Below are 22321 nucleotides of genomic sequence, written 5' to 3'. Positions count from 1 at the left end.
GGACGCGTCGGCAGGTTGGCTGCCATCGTGCCATGGGGTGGGCGCCCAGTGACCGGCCGAGGTGGAGGCTGCGTACCTCCAATTGTCCGCCGGATACGGGGCAGACTGACCGCATGGCTGATCAGTACGCGCAAACCGGCGAAGACACGCGGCCGACGGGAATGCCGGTGATCCGGTGGGAGGAGCCGCCCGAAGGTCCCGTGGTGGTCCTTCTCGACCAGACCAGACTGCCGACCGAGGAGGTCGAGCTGGTATGCACGGACGCGTCGGCGCTGGTCGAGGCGATCCGTTCGCTCGCGGTGCGCGGGGCGCCGTTGCTCGGGATCGCGGGGGCGTACGGCGTCGCGCTCGCCGCCGCGCGGGGCTTCGACGTGGACGATGCCGCGGTGGCGCTGTCGGGTGCCCGGCCCACGGCCGTGAACCTGTCCGTCGGGGTGCGCAGGGCCGCGTCGGCATACCGGTCGGCTCTGGCCGAGGGCGGTGACAGCGGGGCGGCGGCCGCGGCGGCGCTGGGTGCGGCGCGGGCGCTGCACCGGGAGGATGCCGAGGCCAGCGCTCGGATGGCCGCGCACGGGCTGGCGTTGCTTGAGGAGTTGCTACCCGGTGGAGGGCACCGGATCCTCACCCACTGCAACAGCGGTTCGTTGGTGTCGGGCGGGGAGGGAACGGCGTTCGCGGTGGCCCTGCACGCCCATCGGGCGGGGCGGCTGCGGCGGTTGTGGGTGGACGAGACGCGTCCGTTGTTGCAGGGGGCTCGCCTGACGGCGTACGAGGCGGCTCGCAGCGGCATGGCGTACACGTTGCTCACCGACAACGCGGCCGGTTCGCTGTTCGCGGCGGGGGAGGTGGACGCGGTGCTGATCGGGGCGGACCGGATCGCGGCCGACGGATCGGTGGCGAACAAGGTGGGGAGCTATCCGCTCGCGGTGCTCGCGCGGTACCACCATGTTCCGTTCATCGTGGTGGCGCCGGTGACGACGGTGGATCCGGAGACGCCGGACGGGGCGGCCATCGAGGTCGAACAGCGCCCTGGATACGAGGTGACCGAGGTCACAGCACCGCAGGTGCCGGTGACGGGAGCGGGCGGCGGAATTCCGGTGGCGCCCCTGGGGACCCAGGCGTACAACCCGGCGTTCGACGTGACGCCGCCCGAGCTGGTGACGGCCATCGTCACCGAGGAAGGCGCCGTTTCCCCCGTGACGGCCGAGGCTCTTGCCGAGCTGTGTGCCAGGTCGGGCCAGATAGCCATCTAGCTGAGGGGACGACGTCGGCTCGACCGACGAGCACGGCCCCTCCGCCTGCGGCGATCCGAAGACGATCCGCAGACCAGGGGGGCCGTGACTTCCGGCGGCCGGAGCACCGGCACCGAGTGCCCGGCCGTTCCTCCGCATCGAACGGGCTGTGCTCCGCTCCGCCGGGCTACCGTGAGCGCCGCAGACCTCGGCGCAGGATGGAGTGGGTGGATGCCCATGCGGGTGATCAGACGCGTCGTTGCCGGCGCTCTCCTGCTCTGCGGGGCGTTGCTCGGTGCGCGGGAACTCCAGCGGCAGGCTTCCAGCCACAGCGCGAAGAAGAGCCTGTTGGGCCTCGCATTCGCCCTGTGCGCCCTCGGCGTGCTGATCAGCCAGGCATAGCGGCACTCCTCGCCCGCACTCCCCGCCGGCACGGCCCGGTCCTCGCGTGAGGGGAACGACGGGGGCAGACAGTGACCGTCCCCTGCGGCTATCGTCACTGGCCGGTGACCCTGGTCACCTGCGTAACCTTCACTGTTATGAGAATGGGATGATGTCGTTTATGAAGGGACGAGTCCTTGTCGTCGACGACGACACCGCACTGGCCGAGATGCTCGGCATTGTGCTGCGTGGTGAAGGTTTTGAGCCGTCTTTCGTAGCCGACGGTGACAAGGCGCTGGCCGCTTTCCGTGAGACCAAGCCCGACCTGGTGCTGCTGGACCTGATGCTGCCCGGCCGGGACGGTATCGAGGTGTGCCGTCTGATCAGGGCGGAGTCCGGGGTGCCGATCGTGATGCTCACGGCGAAGAGCGACACCGTCGACGTGGTCGTGGGCCTGGAGTCGGGCGCGGACGACTACATCGTCAAGCCGTTCAAGCCGAAGGAGCTGGTGGCCCGGATCCGGGCCCGGCTGCGCAGGTCGGAGGAGCCGGCGCCGGAGCAGCTCGCCATAGGCGACCTGGTCATCGACGTGGCCGGGCACTCGGTGAAGCGGGACGGGCAGTCGATCGCGCTGACCCCGCTGGAGTTCGACCTGCTGGTCGCGCTCGCCCGCAAGCCGTGGCAGGTGTTCACGCGTGAGGTGCTCCTGGAGCAGGTCTGGGGCTACCGGCACGCGGCGGACACCCGTCTCGTCAACGTGCACGTCCAGCGGCTGCGCTCCAAGGTCGAGAAGGACCCGGAGCGGCCGGAGATCGTGGTGACCGTCCGTGGTGTCGGATACAAGGCGGGACCGAGCTGACATGTCCGGGGACAGTGCCGCTTCGGCCCCCGGCCGGTCCGGGGACCGTCCGGAGCGGCCTGTCGGCGGGAAACGGCTCGGCAAGCGCTGGCGGCTGCTCTTCGAGGGCGGGCTGCTCCAGGGCGGGGTTCAGGGCAGCCCGGTGCTGCGCCTGTTCATGCGCTGGGTGCGGCGGCCGCTGCTGCCGGTCATGCGGCTGTGGCGGCGCAACATCCAGCTCAAGGTCGTCGTCACGACCCTGCTGATGTCGCTGGGCGTGGTCCTGCTGCTCGGTTTCGTCGTCATCGGCCAGGTGCGCAACGGCCTGCTGGACGCGAAGGTGAAGGCCTCGCAGAGCCAGGCCACCGGCGGTTTCGCGGTGGCCAAGCAGAAGGCCGACGAGGCCGGGACCGGCACCGGTGACACCGCCGACACGGCGGATGGGCGTCAGTCGCAGAACCTCACCTCGTGGATGAGCGACCTCGTCGAGTCGCTCTCCAGCGGTGGCCAAGGCGCCTTCGACGTGGTCACGCTGCCGGCGGGCGACAACAACAGCGGCGGCGGGCGTACGCGTGCCTCCGGGCAGGTCGACCCGACGGCCAGCGTGCCCGACGACCTGCGCGCGCGGATCAACGGCAACACGACGGCGGCGCAGAGCTATACCCGGATCATCTACACCGACGACAAGGAGTCGCAGCCCGCGCTGGTCATCGGCAAGCAGGTCAACGACCCCGGCAACAACCCGTACGAGCTGTACTACCTCTTCCCGCTCACCCAGGAGGAGAAGTCCCTCAGCCTGGTCAAGGGCACGCTGGCGACCGCCGGGCTGTTCGTGGTCGTCCTCCTCGGGGCCATCGCCTGGCTCGTCGTACGGCAGGTCGTCACGCCCGTGCGGATGGCGGCCGGGATCGCCGAGCGGCTGTCTGCGGGGCGGCTCCAGGAGCGGATGAAGGTCACCGGCGAGGACGACATCGCGCGGCTCGGCGAGGCCTTCAACAAGATGGCGCAGAACCTCCAGCTGAAGATCCAGCAGCTGGAGGACCTCTCGCGGATGCAGCGCCGGTTCGTGTCGGACGTGTCGCACGAGCTGCGGACGCCGCTGACGACCGTGCGGATGGCGGCCGACGTCATCCATGAGGCGCGCGAGGACTTCGACCCGATCACCGCGCGGTCGGCGGAACTCCTCGCCGACCAGCTGGACCGGTTCGAGTCGCTCCTCGCCGACCTGCTGGAGATCAGCCGCTTCGACGCGGGCGCGGCGGCGCTGGAGGCCGAGCCGATAGACCTCAGGGAGGTCGTACGGCGGGTGGTCAGCGGGGCCGCCCCGCTCGCGGAGCGCAAGGGCACGCGCATACGCGTGGTCGGCGACCTGCAGCCCGTGGTGGCCGAGGCGGACGCCCGGCGCGTGGAACGGGTGCTGCGCAACCTCGTCGTCAACGCCGTGGAGCACGGCGAGGGCAAGGACGTCGTCGTCAAGCTGGCGGCTGCCGGCGGCGCGGTCGCGGTCGCGGTACGCGACTACGGCGTCGGGCTCAAGCCCGGCGAGGCGACCCGGGTCTTCAGCCGCTTCTGGCGGGCGGATCCGGCACGCGCGCGTACCACCGGTGGTACGGGCCTGGGGCTGTCGATCGCGCTGGAGGACGCGCGGCTGCACGGCGGCTGGCTGCAGGCGTGGGGGGAGCCGGGCGGCGGCTCGCAGTTCCGGTTGACGCTCCCCAGGACGGCGGACGAGCCGCTGCGCGGTTCGCCGATACCTCTGGAGCCCAAGGACTCCCGGCGCAACCGGGGGCTCGGCGAGGCGGGCCTGCCGAGCGGCGACGACAAGCGGGCGACCGTACCGGTGCAGGCCGGCGGCCAGGCGTCGCCGCTCGCACCGATGACACAGCGGATGGCCACTACGGCGCCCACGGCCGACCCGACCGCGCTGCCCGGCAGCGGCGCGCGCGTGGTGCCCCGGCCTGCTCAGGGCGCACGGCGTCAGGAGGGCCCGCCGGAGACCGGTCAGACCGACGGGGCGGACGAGTCGAACAAGCCAGGGGAGGCATTTCGTGGGCGCTGACCGCGAGGGGAGCGCCCGGCGCGGACCGGCGCGCGCGGTGGCGTACGCCGCCTGTGGGGCCGTACTGCTGGCAGGCTGCGCCTCCATGCCGGACAGCGGCAACCTGCAGGACGTCGAGTCCACGCCACGGCAGGACACGCAGGTGAGGGTCTTCGCCATGCCGCCGCAGCAGGACGCCTCGTCCACGGAGATCGTGCAGGGCTTCCTGGAGGCTCTGACCAGCGACGATCCGAACTACGACACGGCGCGCAAGTATCTGGCCAAGGCCGCCTCGAAGAACTGGCAGCCGGAGTCGCAGGCCACGGTGCTGGCGAACGGGCCGAGCATCCAGGCGAACCCGCCTCCTGCGGGCCGGGAGGGCGCGAACAGCATCACCTACACGCTCCAGGGCAGCCGGGTGGCCACCGTCGACGCGCAGCAGGCCTACACGCCCGCGGACGGGTCGTACCGCAGGACGGTCCATCTGACCAAGGACTCCAAGAGCGGGCAGTGGCGCATCGACTCGCTGCCGCAGGGTGTCGTGATGGGCAAGTCCGACTTCCAGCGCAACTACACGTCGGTCGACAAGTACTACTTCGCCTCGGACACGTCGGCCGGGGAGACCGGGCAGCCGGTGGCGGTCGCCGATCCCGTCTTCGTGCGCAGCCGGGTGGATCCGACGACCCAGCTGGTGCGTTCCCTGCTCAACGGCCCCACCACCTGGCTCGGCCCGGTGGTCCGGTCGAGTTTCCCGACCGGTACGGCGCTGAAGAAGGGTGTGTCCGGGCTGACCCCGGACGACCAGAACCAGGTCACGGTACCGCTGAACGTCAAGGCGTCCCGGATCGGTTCGGTCAAGTGCGGCGAGATGGCGACCCAGTTGCTGTTCACGCTGCGGAACCTGACGCCCACCGTGGACTCGGTCGCGCTGCAGTCCGTCACCGGCGCACACATGTGCGACGTCGACCAGAGCCAGGCGGAGGCCACCGCCTGGCGGGCCTCCACCAAGCGCCCCGACAACCTGTACTTCCTCGACGGAAAGCACCGGCTGGTGCGGATGGCGGTCGGGGGGCCCGGTACCAGCGCGTACGCCGTGCCGGGCCCGTTCGGCGCGGGCACCAAGCCGCTGCGGTCGGTGGCGGTCGCCCGCGACGAGCGGACCGCGGCCGGGGTCACCAGCGACGGCAGGTCGCTGTACGTCACCTCGCTCGCCTCGGACGGTTCGCTGGGTGACGCCGTGCTGACCAGTCACGGTGCGACCGAGGACGACCGGCTGACGGCGCCGAGCTGGGACGCCCGAGGCGACCTGTGGGTGGCCGACCGCAACCCCGCCAAGCCGCAGCTGTACATGCTGGAGCAGGGCGTGGGCCAGCCGCTGGCCGTGCAGGTCCCCGAACTGAACGGCCGGATCGAGGACGTGCGGGTCGCCGCGGACGGGGTCCGGATCGCACTCGTGGTCGAGAAGGACGGCAAGCAGTCACTGCTCGTCGGGCGCATCGAACGCACCAAGTCCGATGACCAGCAGGAGGTCTCGGTCCTCGAACTGCGCTCCGCCACCCCCGGCTCCGAGGAGGTCACCGCGATGTCCTGGGCGGGGGACAGCCGGCTCGTGGTGGTCGGGCGCGAGCAGGGCGGAGTGCAGCAGACGCGGTACGTCCAGGTCGACGGTTCCACACCGGACGGGCCGGCGCCCGCGGCGCTCACCGGTGTCCTCGCCATCGCCGCGTCCGAGGACGACCGGGTGCCGCTGGTGGCCGACTCGCAGGACGACGGGATCGTCCGGCTGCCGTCCGGGGACCAGTGGCAGAAGGTGGTCAAGGACGGGTCGGCGCCGGTCTATCCGGGCTGAGCCGCGAGCCGTGCGTGAGCGGCCGTCCCGATCCGGCGCCGAGCCGGGCCGGGACGGCCGTTTTCGTGTGCCTCGGGCGGGACGGAGGGCGTTGGGTGCCTCGGGTGACCCTTCCGGGCGCGGCACCGGCTTCCTCACCTGTGTGGGTGACGCGCTGTGCGTGTCGCGTGGAGTTGTCCACAGGCGGTTGTCCACAGGGGTGGCAGGCCCCGGCGGCCGTTGGCACAGTGGGCACATGCGGGGGTGGTGGCAGGATCTCACCGACCTGGTGCTCCCGGCCGAGTGCGGAGGCTGTGGGACGCCTCGCACGGTGCTCTGTGCCGAGTGCCGTGGCGCCCTGTGCGGGGCCGTACCGCGCCGGGTGCGACCGGTGCCGGAGCCGCCGGGGCTGCCGGCGGTGTACGCGGCGGCGTCCTACGCGGACGAGGTACGGGCGGCCCTCCTCGCCCACAAGGAGCGCGGTGCGCTGGCGCTCGCCGGGGCGCTGGGCGCGGCGCTGGCGGGAGCGGTGCGGGCCGGGCTCCGGGACGGCCGGTCCGTGCGGATCGTCGCCTCGTGGGGCGGTACGGCGGGTGGCGTCGGCGGGTCCCGGCCCGTGCTGCTCGTCCCGGTGCCGTCCGCGCCGTGGGCCGTGCGGGCGCGCGGCCATGACCCGGTGCGGCGGATCGCCCTCGCGGCGGCCGCTGAGCTGCGGCGGGCCGGGGTCTCGGCCCGGGTGGCACCGGTGCTGCGGCAGCGGCGGCCCGTGGCCGACCAGGCGGGGCTCAACTCCCGGCAGCGGTTCGCGAATCTCGCGGGCGCGCTGGAGGTGACGGCCGGCGGTGCGCGGCTTCTCGCCGAAGGCCGTGTCGTCCTCGTCGACGACCTCGTCACCACGGGCGCCACCCTTGCGGAGGCGGCTCGCGCGGTACGGGAGGCCGCGGGGACAGGAGGGGGAGGAAGGGCAGGAGGGAGAACAACGGCCGTGTATCGGCGCGCGGCTTGGGAAGGAAGGGAGGAACGGAAGGCCCGATCAGGGGAAGAGCAGGCGAAGTGGACACGGGACGTAGCGGGAATGGCCGAGGTGAACGGCCTCGCAGGGCCGATCCGCGCGGCTGTGGTCGCGGCCACGTCGGATTCTTTCGAAATGAACCGGAACTGACCGTGAACGTACATCGTTGCAGGTAGTGACAGGGTCAATTCACCGGAATGGAGGTACGCATCAGTAGAGGGTGACGACATCCGTCCGGGCGAGATATGTTCGGTTGTGAGGGAGAAAGCCGCAGGCCATCGCTCCCCTATCCGAATGCCGTGCCGCGGGTTTTCCGTAATCATCGCGGTGCCGGGGTGCAGATCTTGCCCATGGGGGAGGAGGTGAAGTCGCCGAGTCCGAGGCTCCGGGGTTCACCGGAGCTGGGTGCAAAAGGGAGATGCTCCGCAGTGCAGCGGAGCGATCCGGGAACGGAGTTCTGCGTGGACATCGTCGTCAAGGGCCGCAAGACCGAGGTGCCCGAGCGGTTCCGCAAGCACGTGGCCGAGAAGCTGAAGCTGGAGAAGATCCAGAAGCTCGACGGCAAGGTGATCAGCCTCGACGTCGAGGTGTCCAAGGAGCCCAACCCCCGACAGGCCGACCGTTGCGACCGAGTGGAGATCACGCTCCGCTCCCGCGGTCCGGTGATCCGGGCGGAGGCAGCGGCCAGTGACCCGTACGCGGCACTCGACCTGGCGGCGGAGAAGCTGGACGCGCGGCTGCGCAAGCAGCACGACAAGCGGTACTCGCGTCGTGGCGCACGGCGGATCCCGGCCGCCGAGGTCCCCGACCACGTCCCGGGCGCGGCGACGCTCAACGGGAACGGCAGCCCCGTCCACGCCGAGGACACCGACGGAGTGCCCACCAAGAAGATGGGCTCGCTGGAGGTGCAGGGGGAAGGCCCCCTCGTCGTCCGCGAGAAGACCCACGTCGCCTCCCCGATGACTCTCGACCAGGCTCTCTACGAGATGGAACTGGTCGGACACGACTTCTACCTGTTCGTCGACTCCGAGACCAAGGAGCCGAGTGTCGTCTACCGGCGGCACGCGTACGACTACGGCGTCATCCACCTCAGCACGGACCCGATGGTCGCCCAGGCGCAGCCCCCCGCGGCAGGAGGCACGCTGGGCGGCTGACCCGCCCGGCCGGCGGCTGAGCCGGTGCCCCTGGGAGCGCCGTGCGCCCCCAGGGGCACCGGTGTGCGGCCACTTCGCGCCCCGCTCTGTCACCGCGTTCTCGCCCGGGCATGGAATCATGGCGGTAACGGTCCAACCGGTGGGCCGCTGCCTTGGGTTGGCGGATGGCACAGCACCACAGGCCACAGCCTTCAGGGGGAGGAACGATGGCGGACAGCTTCGGACCGATGCGGGACGGTGATGCCGACGGCGGCGTCGTCGGCATGGGGCCGGACACGGACGGTACTCCGCGCAAGGAACCGATCAGGGTCCTTGTCGTCGACGACCATGCGCTCTTCCGCCGCGGACTGGAGATCGTGCTCGCCGCCGAGGAGGACATCCAGGTCGTCGGGGAGGCGGGCGACGGCGCGGAGGCCGTCGACAAGGCCGCCGACCTGCTGCCGGACATCGTGCTGATGGACGTCCGGATGCCCAAGCGCGGTGGCATCGAGGCCTGCACCTCCATCAAGGAGGTCGCGCCCAGCGCGAAGATCATCATGCTGACGATCAGCGACGAGGAGGCCGACCTCTACGACGCGATCAAGGCGGGCGCGACCGGATACCTCCTCAAGGAGATCTCCACCGACGAGGTGGCCACCGCCATTCGCGCGGTGGCCGACGGGCAGTCGCAGATCAGCCCGTCCATGGCGTCGAAACTCCTCACCGAGTTCAAGTCGATGATCCAGCGCACCGACGAGCGCCGGCTGGTGCCGGCGCCGCGGCTCACCGACCGGGAACTCGAAGTGCTCAAGCTCGTCGCCACGGGGATGAACAACCGCGACATCGCGAAGGAGCTGTTCATCTCCGAGAACACCGTGAAGAACCATGTGCGCAACATCCTGGAGAAGCTGCAGCTGCACTCCAGGATGGAGGCGGTGGTCTACGCGATGCGGGAGAAGATCCTCGAAATCCGCTGAGCCGCGCCGGCGTCCGGCTCGGCGCCGGTCAGCGCAGCCCCGCGATCAGGAAGCGGGTCACCTCCTTCATGAGCGGCTCGCGCAGCTCGGGGGCGTCCATGCGCTCCACACGCACCGTCGTGCAGTCCACCCAGCTCGCCGCCTCGACCAGCGCCTCCGCCACCGCAGGGACCGCCTTGGGGCCGTCCAGGGTGACCTGACGGGCCACCAGGATCCCGCCCGCCTCCCGCGCCGGGTCCACGCGGCCCACCAGCCGGCCACCGGCCAGTACCGGCATCGCGTAGTAGCCGTACACCCGCTTCGGCTTCGGGACGTACGCCTCCAGGCGGTGGGTGAAACCGAAGATCCGCTCCGTGCGCGCCCGGTCCCAGATCAGGGAGTCGAATGGGGAGAGCAGCGTCGTACGGTGCCGGCCGCGCGGGGGCGTGGCCAGGGCCGCCGGGTCCGCCCAGGCCGGCTTCCCCCAGCCCTCCACCTCGACCGGGACCAGACCCGAGTCGGCGATCACCGCGTCGACCTGCTCGCCCTTGAGCCGGTGGTAGTCGGCGATGTCCGCGCGCGTGCCGACACCCAGCGACTGCCCGGCCAGCCGGACCAGACGGCGCACACACTCGGTGTCGTCCAGCTCGTCGTGGAGCAGCCCGCCCGGGACCGCGCGCTCGGCGAGGTCGTACACCCGCTTCCAGCCGCGCCGCTCGACGCACACCACCTCGCCGTACATCAGCGCGCGCTCCACGGCGACCTTGGTGCCGGACCAGTCCCACCACTCGCTGGTCCTCTTCGCGCCGCCCAACTCCGTCGCGGTCAGCGGGCCTTCGTCGCGCAGCTGCTTGATGACCTGGTCGTAGGTGCCGTCGGGAAGGTCGTGGTTCCAGTGCGGGCGGTCGCGGTAGGCGCGGCGGCGGAAGGCGAAGTGCGGCCACTCCTCGATCGGGAGGATGCAGGCGGCGTGCGACCAGTACTCGAAGGCATGCGGTCGTGTCGGAGACGCGCCCAAAGATCCTGTCTGCCAGTAGGCGGCCTCGACCGTCTGGCGGCCGACGCGCCCGAGACGGGAGTACGGGATGAGCTCGTGCGAGCGGGCGAGGACCGAGATGGTGTCGAGCTGGACCGCGCCGAGGTGGCGGAGCACTCCCCGGACACCCGAGCGGCGGTCGGGGGCGCCGAGGAAGCCCTGTGCCCTCAGCGCGATACGGCGGGCTTCGTCCGCCGAGAGAGCGGCGGCGGGGCGCGGGAGGGTCGTCATGGATCGGACCCTAGAGGGTGCCACTGACAGCCCGGCACGAGCTGGGGTTTCAGCCCTGCGCGGGGGCCGGCAGGTAGGGCGCAGCCGACGGCAGGCCCAGATCCGAGGGGAGCAGGGAGCCGACCCAGCAGTCGCGTCGTACCCCCTTGTTGTTGAGGGAGGAGCGGAGAGTGCCCTCGACGGTGAAGCCGGCGCGTTCCGCGACCGCGCGGGAGGCGTGGTTGCCGACCTCGGCACGCCACTCGACCCGGTCGATCGCCATCCGGGTGAAGGCCCAGCGGGCGGCCGCGAGGGTGGCCTCGGCGGTGTACCCGTGGCCACGGTGCTCCTTGGCGGTCCAGAAACCCACCTCGGCCGTCCCCAGGGAGCGCATGGTCAGGGCGAGCATCCCGGCCAGCCCGCCGGCCGGCAGGAAGACGCCGAAGGTGAACATCGAGCCGTCGGTCCAGCCGTCGGGGACCATCTGCTCCGTGAAGCTGCGGGCGTGCTCGGCGAGGTAGGGCGAAGGAATCGTCGTCCAGCGCTGGATGTCGGGATCCTGGACGGCCTCGTACACCGCGTCGGTGTCCTGCGGGCCGACCGTGCGCAGCAGCAGACGTGGGGTGGTGAGCGTGACGGGTTCCATCGGTGGATTCTGCTCGTCCCGGCGTCCGATACGCCATCGGTTTCGCTCTCCGTGAGCAAGTGATCACATTTCGCTCAATTCCTCACCCCTGCGCGGCACTATCCGCACGCCCCGGCCGTTGTCCCGGGTGAGGCGCGAAGTGGGCTCGCAGGGCCCTCAGGAAAGCGACGGGCGGTCGTCGGGCCGACAGGCCTCCCGACCCGGCCGGGTCCTCGCATACGATGGCCGTTGCTCAGTACGTCAAATGGAAACCGACCCTCCCAGGCCCGACCGGCAAGGAGACTAACCCCCGTGTCCGTCCTCTCGAAGATCATGCGTGCAGGCGAAGGCAAGATCCTGCGCAAGCTGCACCGCATCGCGGACCAGGTCAACTCCATCGAAGAGGATTTCGTCGACCTCTCCGACGCCGAGCTGCGGGCCCTCACCGATGAGTACAAGCAGCGCTACGCCGACGGCGAGAGCCTTGACGACCTGCTTCCCGAGGCGTTCGCCACCGTCCGTGAGGCCGCCAAGCGCGCTCTCGGCCAGCGTCCCTACGACGTGCAGATCATGGGCGGCGCGGCCCTTCACCTCGGCTATGTGGCCGAGATGAAGACCGGTGAGGGCAAGACTCTCGTCGGCACCCTGCCCGCGTACCTCAACGCACTGTCGGGCAAGGGCGTCCACCTCATCACGGTCAACGACTACCTGGCCGAGCGCGACTCCGAGATGATGGGCCGCGTCCACAAGTTCCTGGGCCTCACCGTCGGCTGCATCCTCGCCAACATGACGCCGGCCCAGCGCCGCGAGCAGTACGCGTGCGACATCACGTACGGCACGAACAACGAGTTCGGCTTCGACTACCTCCGCGACAACATGGCGTGGGCCCAGGACGAGCTCGTCCAGCGCGGCCACAACTACGCCATCGTCGACGAGGTCGACTCCATCCTGGTCGACGAGGCCCGTACGCCGCTGATCATCTCCGGCCCGGCCGACCAGGCCACCAAGTGGTACGGCGACTTCGCCAAGCTGGTCCTGCGGCTGAAGAAGGGCGAGGCCGGCAACCCGCTCAAGGGCATCGAGGAGACCGGCGACTACGAGGTCGACGAGAAGAAGCGCACGGTCGCCATCCACGAGTCCGGTGTCTCCAAGGTCGAGGACTGGCTGGGCATCGACAACCTCTACGAGTCGGTGAACACCCCTCTGGTGGGCTACCTGAACAACGCCATCAAGGCGAAGGAGCTCTTCAAGAAGGACAAGGACTACGTCGTCATGGACGGCGAGGTCATGATCGTCGACGAGCACACCGGCCGTATCCTCGCCGGCCGCCGTTACAACGAGGGCATGCACCAGGCGATCGAGGCGAAGGAAGGGGTGGACATCAAGGACGAGAACCAGACCCTCGCCACGATCACCCTGCAGAACTTCTTCCGCCTCTACAAGCGCCACGACCACAACGGCAAGGAACAGCCCGGCCTGTCCGGCATGACCGGTACGGCCATGACCGAGGCCGCCGAGTTCCACCAGATCTACAAGCTCGGCGTGGTCCCGATCCCGACGAACAGGCCGATGATCCGCAGGGACCAGTCGGACCTGATCTACCGCACCGAGGTCGCCAAGTTCGAGGCGGTCGTCGACGACATCGCGGAGAAGCACGAGAAGGGCCAGCCGATCCTGGTCGGCACGACCTCCGTCGAGAAGTCGGAGTACCTCTCGCAGCAGCTCTCCAAGCGCGGCATCCAGCACGAGGTGCTCAACGCCAAGCACCACGAGCGCGAGGCGTCGATCGTCGCGCAGGCCGGCCGCAAGGGCGCCGTGACGGTGGCCACCAACATGGCCGGCCGTGGTACCGACATCAAGCTCGGCGGCAACCCCGAGGACCTCGCCGAGGCGGAGCTGCGTCAGCGCGGTCTCGACCCCGAGGAGCACATCGAGGAGTGGGCGGCCGCGCTGCCCGCCGCCCTGGAGAAGGCCGAGCGGGCCGTCAAGGCCGAGTTCGACGAGGTCAAGGAGCTCGGCGGCCTCTACGTGCTGGGCACCGAGCGGCACGAGTCGCGCCGGATCGACAACCAGCTGCGTGGCCGCAGCGGCCGTCAGGGCGACCCCGGTGAGTCCCGCTTCTACCTCTCCCTCGGCGACGACCTGATGCGGCTGTTCAAGGCCCAGATGGTCGAGCGCGTGATGTCCATGGCGAACGTGCCGGACGACGTGCCGATCGAGAACAAGATGGTCACCCGCGCGATCGCGTCCGCGCAGTCGCAGGTCGAGCAGCAGAACTTCGAGACCCGTAAGAACGTCCTGAAGTACGACGAGGTGCTCAACCGGCAGCGCGAGGTCATCTACGGCGAGCGCCGCCGCGTCCTGGAGGGCGAGGACCTCCAGGAGCAGATCCAGCACTTCATGGACGACACGATCGACGCGTACGTCGGCGCGGAGACCGCCGAGGGCTTCCCGGAGGACTGGGACCTCGACCGCCTGTGGGGCGCCTTCAAGCAGCTCTACCCGGTGAAGGTCACCGTCGAGGAGCTGGAGGAGGCGGCCGGCGACCGCGCGGGCCTGACCGCCGAGTACATCTCCGATTCCATCAAGGACGACATCCACGAGCAGTACGAGTCGCGCGAGACGCAGCTCGGCTCCGAGATCATGCGCGAGCTGGAGCGCCGGGTCGTGCTGTCGGTCCTGGACCGCAAGTGGCGTGAGCACCTCTACGAGATGGACTACCTCCAGGAGGGCATCGGCCTGCGCGCGATGGCCCAGAAGGACCCCCTGGTCGAGTACCAGCGCGAGGGCTTCGACATGTTCACCGCGATGATGGACGGCATCAAGGAGGAGTCCGTCGGCTACCTGTTCAACCTGGAGGTCCAGGTCGAGCAGCAGGTCGAGGAGGTCCCGGTCGAGGACACCGTCGAGGCCGCGGAGGGCGTCCAGGACGCGGTTCCGGCCCAGGCGGGTTCCCGTCCCGAGATTCGCGCCAAGGGCCTGGAGGCGCCGCAGCGGCGGGGCATGCACTTCTCCGCGGCCACCGTGGACGGCGAGGGCGGCATCGTCGAGGGCGACTTCGACTACGACGACGAGGAGCCGGCCCGCTCCGAGGCCGACGGCCTGACCCGTGCCGAGCGCCGCAAGCAGGCGAAGAGCCGCCGCGGCCGCAGGAAGTAACCCCGACGACGGCGTCGCGCGAGGGCCGGTCACCTGAAGAGGTGGCCGGCCCTTCGGCATGCGGCCGGGGCGTGGTGGGGATCAGCGGCCCGGCCTCCTCCGCGGGGTGGCCGTCAGTCGTCGTGAGGCGCGCGTGGGCCGCCCATCTCCACCGCCGTGCAGCGCCAGCGCAGGTCCGCGCCCTGCTCCAGGCGGAAGGCCATCGCGCGCAGCCTGTCGCCCGCGGCGATGCGGGCGAAGACCTCAAGGGCGCCGGCGCGCGGCACGTAGTAGCCGATGTCGCGGACGACGGGGTCGGCGCCGCGGGTGCGCAGGGGGCCGCGTTCGGCGAGCCGGGCCAGGTCGTCGTAGGCGGGCCCCGCGGTGTGCCGGAGCATCCAGTGGACAGGGCGGCGGCCACTCAGAACGGCCAGCAGACGCTCCGCGAACAGGTCGGTGGGGCGTGGGCTCGGCGGGGCCGCCGGAGGCGTGAGCGGACGGCGCGAGGAGGGGGCTCCCGGGCGCCGGGAGTCCCGGCGGCCGGGCGGCCGGGTGGCAGGGCGGAGCTGCGCGGTCCTGGTCATGACCTTGTTCATGGGGATCCCCGTTCGGCGGCCCGGAGGGTGACCGGGCGGTAACTTACGGTCATGGATCTTGTACGGGGGCCGGGACGGCGGCAGCAAGGCGGTGGCGGCCCGTGTCAGGGGCCCGGGAATGTTCACCTATCCGAGTGGTCGGGGGTGCGGGAATCCCGTCGGACGGGCGGCGGTACCGGGTGAATCGCGGGGCGTCGGGTGGACGCCCGCGACGTCACCGCCCGGGACCCGAAAGGGGACGCCCGCACGTATCCTGAAGGCCCTCCGGGAGGTGCCGGGACCTTCGGGAGGCGCAGAGTCGAAGAGCCCGGAAGAGAAGAGCGGCCAGCCATGCGCGTCTACGTCCCCCTGACCCTCCCCGGACTTGCCGAGGCGCACCGGACGGGCGAGCTGGGGACCGGTCCTTTCGTCGCCTACGCCGTCACGCCCGCGCTGCGCGAGTGGTACCTCTCCGACGACATGGAGGAACTGGAGTACGCCGCGCTCAACCGGGCCGCACTGGCCTCCCTGCGGCTGCTGGCCGCCGACCCGGGCGCGGTACGGCGCAGGGTCGTGGTCGCCGTCGACGTGCCCGACGGCGCGGCGGCGGCCGACCCGGACCGCGGGCTCGACCCGGCGGCGCTGGGCGAGGTCCGGGTCACCGGGACGGTGGCACTCGCCAAGGCGGCCTCGGTGCACGTCGACTCCGACGACGCGCGGGAGGACGTGACGGCGGCGGCCGGAGCGCTGGCGGCGGCGGACGGCGGGGACGACGACGCGCAGTTCGTCGTGGACGGGGCCGAGGACCACGAGCTGCTCTGGTACGCCACGCAGGAGATCCCCAACCTGGTGGAGCCGGCCGGCTGAGCGGGGCGCGGTCTTGATTGTCAGTGGCGGCGGGTAGCGTTTTTGGCATGGGGAAGCACGAAAGCGCACACATTGTCTGGGACTGGAACGGGACGCTGTTCCACGACAACGACGCGATCATCGGGGCGACGAACGCGGCCTCGGCCGAGCTGGGCCTGGCGCCGATCACGCTGGAGCAGTACCGGGCGCTGTACTGCGTGCCGGTGCCGAAGTTCTACGAGCGGCTGATGGGACGGCTTCCGACGGAGGCCGAGTGGGAGGTCATGGACGAGATCTTCCACCGCTACTACACCGAGCACCGCGGCCTGTGCGGGCTGACCGAGGGGGCGGCGGAGCTGCTGGCCGGTTGGCGTGCGGCGGGGCGCAGCCAGTCGCTGCTGAGCATGTACGTGCATGACGAACTGGTCCCGCTGGTGCGGGGGTTCGGGATCGAGCCGCACTTCATACGGGTGGAGGGGCGGCTGGGGCCGTCGGGGGGCAGCAAGGCCGAGCACATGGTGCGGCATCTGCGGTGGCTGGCGGGTGTGGAGCCGGGCCGGACCGTGGTGATCGGGGACGCGGCGGACGACGCCGTGGCGGCACGGGCGGTGGGGGCGAAGGCGGTGCTGTACACCGGAGGGTCGCACGGGAGGGCGAGCCTGGAGGAGGCCGGGGTGCCGGTCGTGGACTCGCTGGCGGAGGCGGTCGAGGAGGCGGAGCGGCTGGTGGCGTGAGCGGGTGCGGGTGGGCTGGACCGGGGGTGGGGACGCTTACCGGCGCTTGCCGGGTGCCTCCCCCAGAGGCAGAGGGGGACCCCCAGCGCCCACCTGTGCCGCCCCAGCGGCACGACTGCCCGCAGTCAAGACGTGCCGCGTAAGGGGCGCGGGGAACTGCGCGACCAGCCCCCACCGGCCCGCGCCTCACCACCGCCCGCAGCCACCCCCCACCCCCAGGTCGGCCAAGTCGGCGCAGCGCCCCTGTGCAGAACGTCAAAGTTCCACCCCCGGTTTTGTACACATACGGCTCATGACGACCCCCCGGTCAGGAGCGATAGCCTTGGTGGCGTGATCAGCGCGATAGTTCGCGGGGGCCTCGGTGTCCCTGCCCTGCGCCCGGTGAGCACGGAACACCTCCGTGACCGGGCGGCGGTCGCTGGTCTTCCCGGGCGGAGGGCGCCGAAGGCGGCCCAGGCAGGGGCGCTGCCGAGAGCAGCATCACACCTGCGGAGCAGCTCAAATATGGCTCAATACCCCCCGCTCGTCTCACCCCGCGGCATAGCGTCGGAGCAGACCGGAGACCCCGGCCGTGGCGTCGAGCCGCAGGGGGAAGAGCCCGTACTTCCTTCTACGTCACGCAATGGCGCGCGACAGGAGCCAGAGGACAATGCAGACCAAGCTGGACGAAGCCAAGGCCGAGCTGCTCGATCGGGCCGCCCGGGTAGCTGAGAACAGCCCGGCCGGGGGGCACCTACCGACTGGGACGACGGGAGAGACAGACCAGGAGTCCGTCTTCGCGTTCCTCCAGCGCTACTACCTGCACACCGCACCGGAGGACCTGGCCGACCGCGACCCGGTCGACGTCTTCGGCGCCGCCGTCTCGCACTACCGTCTCGCCGAAACCCGCCCGCAGGGCACCGCGAACGTCCGGGTGCACACCCCGACCGTCGAGGAGAACGGGTGGACCTGCAGTCACACCGTGGTGGAGGTCGTCACCGACGACATGCCCTTCCTCGTGGACTCGGTCACCAATGAGCTGACCCGGCAGGGGCGCGGGATCCACGTCGTCATCCACCCCCAGTTCGTCGTTCGCCGCGACCTCACCGGCAAGCTGATCGAGGTGCTGCCCACCCCGCCCGTCGACGAGGAACTGCCGCACGACACGCACGTCGAGTCCTGGATCCACGTCGAGATCGACCGGGAGACCGACCGCTCCGACCTCAAGCAGATCACCGCCGACCTGCTGCGGGTGCTCTCCGACGTCCGGGAGGCCGTCGAGGACTGGGAGAAGATGCGGGAGGGCGCCGTCCGCGTCGCCGAGCAGCTCGGTGAGGAGCCGGTCCCCGCCGACCTGCCGCGCGCCGAGGTCGAGGAGGCCCGCGAGCTGCTGCGCTGGCTGGCCGCCGACCACTTCACCTTCCTCGGCTTCCGCGAGTACCAGCTGCGCGAGGACGACTCGCTGGCCGCCGTGCCCGGCACCGGCCTCGGCATCCTGCGTTCCGACCCGCAGCACGCCGGCGAGGAGGGCCACCCCGTCAGCCCCTCCTTCGAGCGGCTCCCGGCCGACGCGCGCGCCAAGGCCCGTGAGCACAAGCTCCTCGTCCTGACCAAGGCGAACAGCCGGGCGACCGTGCACCGGCCGTCGTACCTGGACTACGTCGGCGTCAAGAAGTTCGACGCGGACGGCAACGTGGTGGGGGAGCGGCGCTTCCTGGGCCTGTTCTCGTCCGCCGCCTACACCGAGTCGGTGCGCCGGGTGCCGGTCATCCGCCGCAAGGTCGACGCCGTGCTGGAACGGGCGGGCTTCTCGCCCAACAGCCACGACGGCCGCGACCTGATGCAGATCATGGAGACCTACCCGCGCGACGACATGTTCCAGACCCCGGTCCCGGAGCTGGAGTCGATCGTCACGAGCGTGCTCTACCTCCAGGAGCGCCGCCGGCTGCGGCTGTACCTGCGCCAGGACGAGTACGGCCGCTACTACTCGGCCCTCGTCTACCTCCCGCGTGACCGCTACACCACCGGCGTCCGGCTGCGGATCATCGACATCCTGAAGGAGGAGCTCGGCGGCACCAGCGTCGACTTCACGGCCTGGAACACCGAGTCGATCCTCTCCCGGCTGCACTTCGTCGTCCGCGTCCCGCAGGGCACCGAGCTGCCCGAGCTGTCCGACGCCGACAAGGACCGCATCGAGGCCCGTCTGGTCGAGGCGGCCCGCTCCTGGACCGACGCCTTCGCCGAGGCGCTCAACGCCGAGTGCGGCGAGGAGCACGCGGCCGAGCTGCTGCGCCGCTACACCAACTCCTTCCCCGAGGGCTACAAGGCCGACCACACCCCGCGCGCCGCGGTCGCCGACCTGGTCCACCTGGAGCGGCTCACCGAGGAGGCGGGCAACGACTTCGCGCTCAGCCTCTACGAGCCGGTCGGTGCCGCCCCCGACGAGCGCCGGTTCAAGATCTACCGCAAGGGTGCGGCGATCTCCCTGTCGGCGGTGCTGCCGGTCCTCAGCCGGATCGGCGTCGAGGTGATCGACGAGCGGCCGTACGAACTGCGCTGCGCGGACCGGACGACCGCGTGGATCTACGACTTCGGCCTGCGGGTGCCGAAGGTGCAGGGCAGCGCGAACGGCGACTACCTGGGCGACGACGGGCGTGAGCGGTTCCAGGACGCGTTCGCGGCGACCTGGACCGGCCGGGCGGAGAACGACGGCTTCAACGCGCTGGTGCTGAGCGCCGGGCTGAGCTGGCGGCAGGCGATGGTGCTGCGGGCGTACGCCAAGTACCTGCGGCAGGCCGGGTCCACGTTCAGCCAGGACTACATGGAGACGACGCTCCGCAACAACGTCCACACCACGCGGCTGCTCGTCTCGCTGTTCGAGGCGCGGATGTCGCCGGACCGGCAGAAGGCCGGCCTGGAGATCACCGACGCCCTGCTGGAGGAGCTGGACGCGGCGCTGGACCAGGTCGCGAGCCTCGACGAGGACCGCATCCTGCGTTCCTTCCTGACCGTCATCAAGGCGACGCTGCGCACCAACTTCTTCCAGGAGACGGTCGACGGCGGGCCGCACTCCTACGTCTCCATGAAGTTCGACCCGCAGGCCATCCCGGACCTCCCGGCGCCCCGCCCGGCGTTCGAGATCTGGGTGTACTCGCCGCGCGTCGAGGGTGTGCACCTGCGCTTCGGCAAGGTCGCGCGCGGCGGCCTGCGCTGGTCCGACCGGCGTGAGGACTTCCGCACCGAGATCCTCGGCCTGGTCAAGGCGCAGATGGTGAAGAACACCGTCATCGTGCCGGTCGGCGCCAAGGGTGGCTTCGTCGCCAAGCAGCTGCCGGACCCGGCGAAGGACCGGGACGCGTGGCTGGCCGAGGGCATCGCCAGCTACAAGACGTTCATCTCGGCGCTGCTCGACATCACCGACAACATGGTGGCCGGCGATGTCGTGCCCCCGCAGGACGTGGTCCGGCACGACGAGGACGACACCTACCTGGTGGTCGCGGCCGACAAGGGCACGGCGACGTTCTCCGACATCGCCAACGAGGTCGCCGGCAGCTACAACTTCTGGCTCGGTGACGCCTTCGCCTCCGGCGGCAGCGCGGGCTACGACCACAAGGGCATGGGGATCACCGCGCGCGGCGCCTGGGAGTCCGTGAAGCGGCACTTCCGGGAGCTGGGCGTCGACACCCAGACCGAGGAGTTCACGGTCGTCGGCATCGGCGACATGTCCGGTGACGTGTTCGGCAACGGCATGCTGCTCAGCGAGCACATCCGTCTGGTGGCCGCCTTCGACCACCGGCACATCTTCATCGACCCGAACCCGGACGCGGCCACCTCCTACGCCGAGCGCCGCCGCCTGTTCGACCTGCCCCGCTCCAGCTGGGGCGACTACGACACCGACCTGCTCTCGCCCGGCGGCGGGATCTTCCCGCGCAGCGCCAAGGCCATCCCGGTGAACAGCCACATCCGCGAGGCCCTCGGCATCGAGGAGAAGGTCACCAAACTGACCCCGGCCGACCTGATGAAGGCGATCCTCGGGGCGCCGGTCGACCTGCTGTGGAACGGCGGCATCGGCACCTACGTCAAGGCGTCGACCGAGTCCAACGCGGACGTCGGCGACAAGGCCAACGACGCCATCCGCGTCGACGGCGCCGACCTGCGTGTCAAGGTCGTCGGCGAGGGCGGCAACCTGGGCCTGACCCAGCTCGGCCGGATCGAGTTCGCCCGCCAGGGCGGCAAGATCAACACCGACGCCATCGACAACAGCGCCGGCGTGGACACCTCCGACCACGAGGTGAACATCAAGATCCTGCTCAACGGCGTGGTCGCGGACGGCGACATGACCGTCAAGCAGCGCAACAAGCTGCTCGCCGAGATGACCGACGAGGTCGGTTTCCTGGTGCTGCGCAACAACTACGCGCAGAACGTGGCGATCGCCAACGCGCTCGCCCAGTCCGGGGACATGCTCCACGCGCAGCAGCGGTTCCTGCGCCACCTGGTCAGGGAAGGCCACCTCGACCGGGCACTTGAGTTCCTGCCCACCGACCGCCAGATCCGCGAGCGCATCGGCACCGGCCAGGGCCTGACCGGCCCGGAGACGGCCGTCCTGCTGGCGTACACGAAGATCACGGTCGCCGACGAGCTGCTGGCCACCACGCTGCCGGACGATCCGTACCTGAGCGGCCTGCTGCACGCGTACTTCCCGACGGCCCTGCGCGATCAGTTCGCCGCCGCCCTCGCCACCCACCCGCTGCGCCGTGAGATCACCACCACGGTCCTGGTCAACGACACGGTCAACACCGGTGGCACGACCTACCTGCACCGGCTGCGCGAGGAGACCGGGGCCTCCCTGGAGGAGATCGTCCGGGCGCAGACCGCGGCCCGCACGATCTTCCGTTCGGCTCCGGTGTGGGATGCGGTCGAGGAACTGGACAACAAGGTCGAAGCGGCCGTCCAGACCCGGATCCGGCTGCACTCCCGCCGCCTGGTGGAGCGCGGCACCCGCTGGCTCCTCAACAACCGGCCGCAGCCGCTGCAGCTCCTGGAGACCATCGACTTCTTCTCCGAGCGGGTCGAGCAGGTCTGGCAGCAGCTGCCGAAGCTGCTGCGCGGCGCGGACCTGGAGTGGTACCAGCACGTGTACGACGAGCTGTCCGGCGCCGGCGTGCCCGACGAGGTCGCCACCCGCGTGGCCGGATTCTCCTCCGCCTTCCCGGCGCTGGACATCGTCTCGGTGGCCGACCGCATGGGCAGGGAGCCGCTGGACGTCGCCGAGGTCTACTACGACCTCGCCGACCGGCTCGGCGTCACCCAGCTGATGGACCGCATCATCGAGCTCCCGCGCGCCGACCGCTGGCAGTCGATGGCCCGCGCCTCCATCCGCGAGGACCTGTACGCGGCCCACGCGATGCTCACCGCCGACGTCCTCGCCGCGGGCGACGGCACGGCGACCCCCGAGCAGCGCTACCAGGCCTGGGAGCAGAAGAACACCGCGATCCTGGGCCGGGCCCGGGCCACCCTGGAGGAGATCCGCAGCTCGGACTCCTTCGACCTGGCCAACCTCTCGGTGGCCATGCGGACGATGCGGACGCTGCTGCGCACGCACTCGTAGCGGTACGAAGCAGTCGTACGACATGAAAGGCGCCCCGGGCCGTTGACGGTCCGGGGCGCTTTCTTTCCTGCCCGTGTTTGTTCTTGCCGATATCCAGGGGAAAACGGACGCTGAATTTACCGTTTCCTGCTAATCCGGACGTCTCGGATAGG

At 70.6% G+C, this 22321-nt stretch carries 15 protein-coding genes; 12 read left to right on the top strand and 3 right to left on the bottom strand.

Going from position 1 to position 22321, the window contains the following annotated elements:
- Positions 1-113: 113 nt before the first annotated feature.
- From mtnA to OHB00_RS21130, 8 genes are all read left to right on the top strand, one after another.
- Positions 114-1253, top strand: a complete 1140-nt coding sequence (gene mtnA / locus OHB00_RS21165) for an S-methyl-5-thioribose-1-phosphate isomerase (RefSeq protein ID WP_406436470.1) — start codon at positions 114-116, stop codon at positions 1251-1253.
- 210 nt (positions 1254-1463) lie between these two features.
- Positions 1464-1634, top strand: coding sequence for a hypothetical protein (locus tag OHB00_RS21160; protein ID WP_406436468.1), 171 nt, complete (start codon positions 1464-1466; stop codon positions 1632-1634).
- 148 nt (positions 1635-1782) lie between these two features.
- On the top strand, positions 1783-2472 hold the full coding sequence (gene mtrA, locus OHB00_RS21155) for a two-component system response regulator MtrA (protein WP_015659998.1): 690 nt from the start codon (positions 1783-1785) through the stop codon (positions 2470-2472).
- 1 nt (position 2473) lies between these two features.
- Positions 2474-4510: an MtrAB system histidine kinase MtrB gene (gene mtrB / locus OHB00_RS21150; RefSeq protein WP_406436466.1), complete on the top strand. Its 2037-nt coding sequence runs from the start codon at positions 2474-2476 to the stop codon at positions 4508-4510.
- Positions 4500-6338 (top strand): LpqB family beta-propeller domain-containing protein, encoded by a 1839-nt coding sequence (locus tag OHB00_RS21145; RefSeq protein ID WP_406436464.1) that lies wholly within the window; start codon positions 4500-4502, stop codon positions 6336-6338. Before mtrB ends, OHB00_RS21145 begins: the two co-directional genes overlap by 11 nt.
- A gap of 235 nt (positions 6339-6573) precedes the next feature.
- Complete coding sequence (locus OHB00_RS21140; RefSeq protein ID WP_406436462.1) at positions 6574-7479, top strand: ComF family protein; 906 nt, start codon at positions 6574-6576, stop codon at positions 7477-7479.
- Between the two features lie 311 nt (positions 7480-7790).
- Positions 7791-8483 carry a ribosome hibernation-promoting factor, HPF/YfiA family gene (hpf, locus tag OHB00_RS21135; protein ID WP_406436460.1) on the top strand — a complete coding sequence of 231 codons (693 nt, stop codon included), beginning with the start codon at positions 7791-7793 and terminating at the stop codon, positions 8481-8483.
- A 206-nt stretch (positions 8484-8689) separates the two neighbouring features.
- Positions 8690-9439, top strand: a complete 750-nt coding sequence (locus OHB00_RS21130) for a response regulator (RefSeq protein ID WP_406436458.1) — start codon at positions 8690-8692, stop codon at positions 9437-9439.
- A 28-nt stretch (positions 9440-9467) separates the two neighbouring features.
- On the opposite strand, the gene OHB00_RS21125 is transcribed toward OHB00_RS21130, so the two are convergent.
- Together OHB00_RS21125 and OHB00_RS21120 are read right to left on the bottom strand one after the other, a co-directional pair.
- Positions 9468-10685, bottom strand: a complete 1218-nt coding sequence (locus OHB00_RS21125) for a winged helix-turn-helix domain-containing protein (RefSeq protein ID WP_406436456.1) — start codon at positions 10683-10685, stop codon at positions 9468-9470.
- 49 nt (positions 10686-10734) lie between these two features.
- Positions 10735-11310: a GNAT family N-acetyltransferase gene (locus tag OHB00_RS21120; RefSeq protein ID WP_406436454.1), complete on the bottom strand. Its 576-nt coding sequence runs from the start codon at positions 11308-11310 to the stop codon at positions 10735-10737.
- Positions 11311-11601: 291 nt separating this feature from the next.
- Between OHB00_RS21120 and secA the strand changes: the two genes are divergently transcribed.
- Entirely contained in the window at positions 11602-14448 is a 2847-nt protein-coding gene (secA, locus tag OHB00_RS21115) for a preprotein translocase subunit SecA (RefSeq protein WP_406436452.1), read from the top strand.
- Positions 14449-14561: 113 nt separating this feature from the next.
- Here the strand turns inward: secA and OHB00_RS21110 are convergent, their stop codons facing one another.
- Positions 14562-15023 (bottom strand): Rv3235 family protein, encoded by a 462-nt coding sequence (locus OHB00_RS21110; protein ID WP_406436450.1) that lies wholly within the window; start codon positions 15021-15023, stop codon positions 14562-14564.
- A gap of 330 nt (positions 15024-15353) precedes the next feature.
- Here OHB00_RS21110 and OHB00_RS21105 point away from each other — a divergent pair, with 330 nt between their 5' ends.
- From OHB00_RS21105 to OHB00_RS21095, 3 genes are all read left to right on the top strand, one after another.
- Positions 15354-15869 (top strand): DUF6912 family protein, encoded by a 516-nt coding sequence (locus OHB00_RS21105; RefSeq protein ID WP_406436448.1) that lies wholly within the window; start codon positions 15354-15356, stop codon positions 15867-15869.
- Positions 15870-15916: 47 nt separating this feature from the next.
- Positions 15917-16582 carry an HAD family hydrolase gene (locus OHB00_RS21100; protein WP_406436446.1) on the top strand — a complete coding sequence of 222 codons (666 nt, stop codon included), beginning with the start codon at positions 15917-15919 and terminating at the stop codon, positions 16580-16582.
- A gap of 649 nt (positions 16583-17231) precedes the next feature.
- Entirely contained in the window at positions 17232-22169 is a 4938-nt protein-coding gene (locus OHB00_RS21095) for an NAD-glutamate dehydrogenase (protein WP_406436444.1), read from the top strand.
- Positions 22170-22321 lie beyond the last annotated feature (152 nt).

Source organism: Streptomyces sp. NBC_00631 (genome assembly GCF_045206895.1).
GTDB lineage: Bacteria > Actinomycetota > Actinomycetes > Streptomycetales > Streptomycetaceae > Streptomyces.
This window is presented reverse-complemented; position numbering and strand designations above follow the sequence as displayed.

What these genes read in the sequence shown, in the direction of transcription:
- mtnA (WP_406436470.1), top strand. Translation starts at nt 114, where the DNA reads ATGGCTGATCAGTACGCGCAAACCGGCGAAGACACGCGGCCGACGGGA.
- OHB00_RS21160 (WP_406436468.1), top strand. Translation starts at nt 1,464, where the DNA reads ATGCCCATGCGGGTGATCAGACGCGTCGTTGCCGGCGCTCTCCTGCTC.
- mtrA (WP_015659998.1), top strand. Translation starts at nt 1,783, where the DNA reads ATGATGTCGTTTATGAAGGGACGAGTCCTTGTCGTCGACGACGACACC.
- mtrB (WP_406436466.1), top strand. Translation starts at nt 2,474, where the DNA reads ATGTCCGGGGACAGTGCCGCTTCGGCCCCCGGCCGGTCCGGGGACCGT.
- OHB00_RS21140 (WP_406436462.1), top strand. Translation starts at nt 6,574, where the DNA reads ATGCGGGGGTGGTGGCAGGATCTCACCGACCTGGTGCTCCCGGCCGAG.
- OHB00_RS21130 (WP_406436458.1), top strand. Translation starts at nt 8,690, where the DNA reads ATGGCGGACAGCTTCGGACCGATGCGGGACGGTGATGCCGACGGCGGC.
- OHB00_RS21125 (WP_406436456.1), bottom strand. Translation starts at nt 10,685, where the DNA reads ATGACGACCCTCCCGCGCCCCGCCGCCGCTCTCTCGGCGGACGAAGCC.
- OHB00_RS21120 (WP_406436454.1), bottom strand. Translation starts at nt 11,310, where the DNA reads ATGGAACCCGTCACGCTCACCACCCCACGTCTGCTGCTGCGCACGGTC.
- OHB00_RS21110 (WP_406436450.1), bottom strand. Translation starts at nt 15,023, where the DNA reads ATGAACAAGGTCATGACCAGGACCGCGCAGCTCCGCCCTGCCACCCGG.
- OHB00_RS21105 (WP_406436448.1), top strand. Translation starts at nt 15,354, where the DNA reads ATGCGCGTCTACGTCCCCCTGACCCTCCCCGGACTTGCCGAGGCGCAC.
- OHB00_RS21100 (WP_406436446.1), top strand. Translation starts at nt 15,917, where the DNA reads ATGGGGAAGCACGAAAGCGCACACATTGTCTGGGACTGGAACGGGACG.
- OHB00_RS21095 (WP_406436444.1), top strand. Translation starts at nt 17,232, where the DNA reads ATGCAGACCAAGCTGGACGAAGCCAAGGCCGAGCTGCTCGATCGGGCC.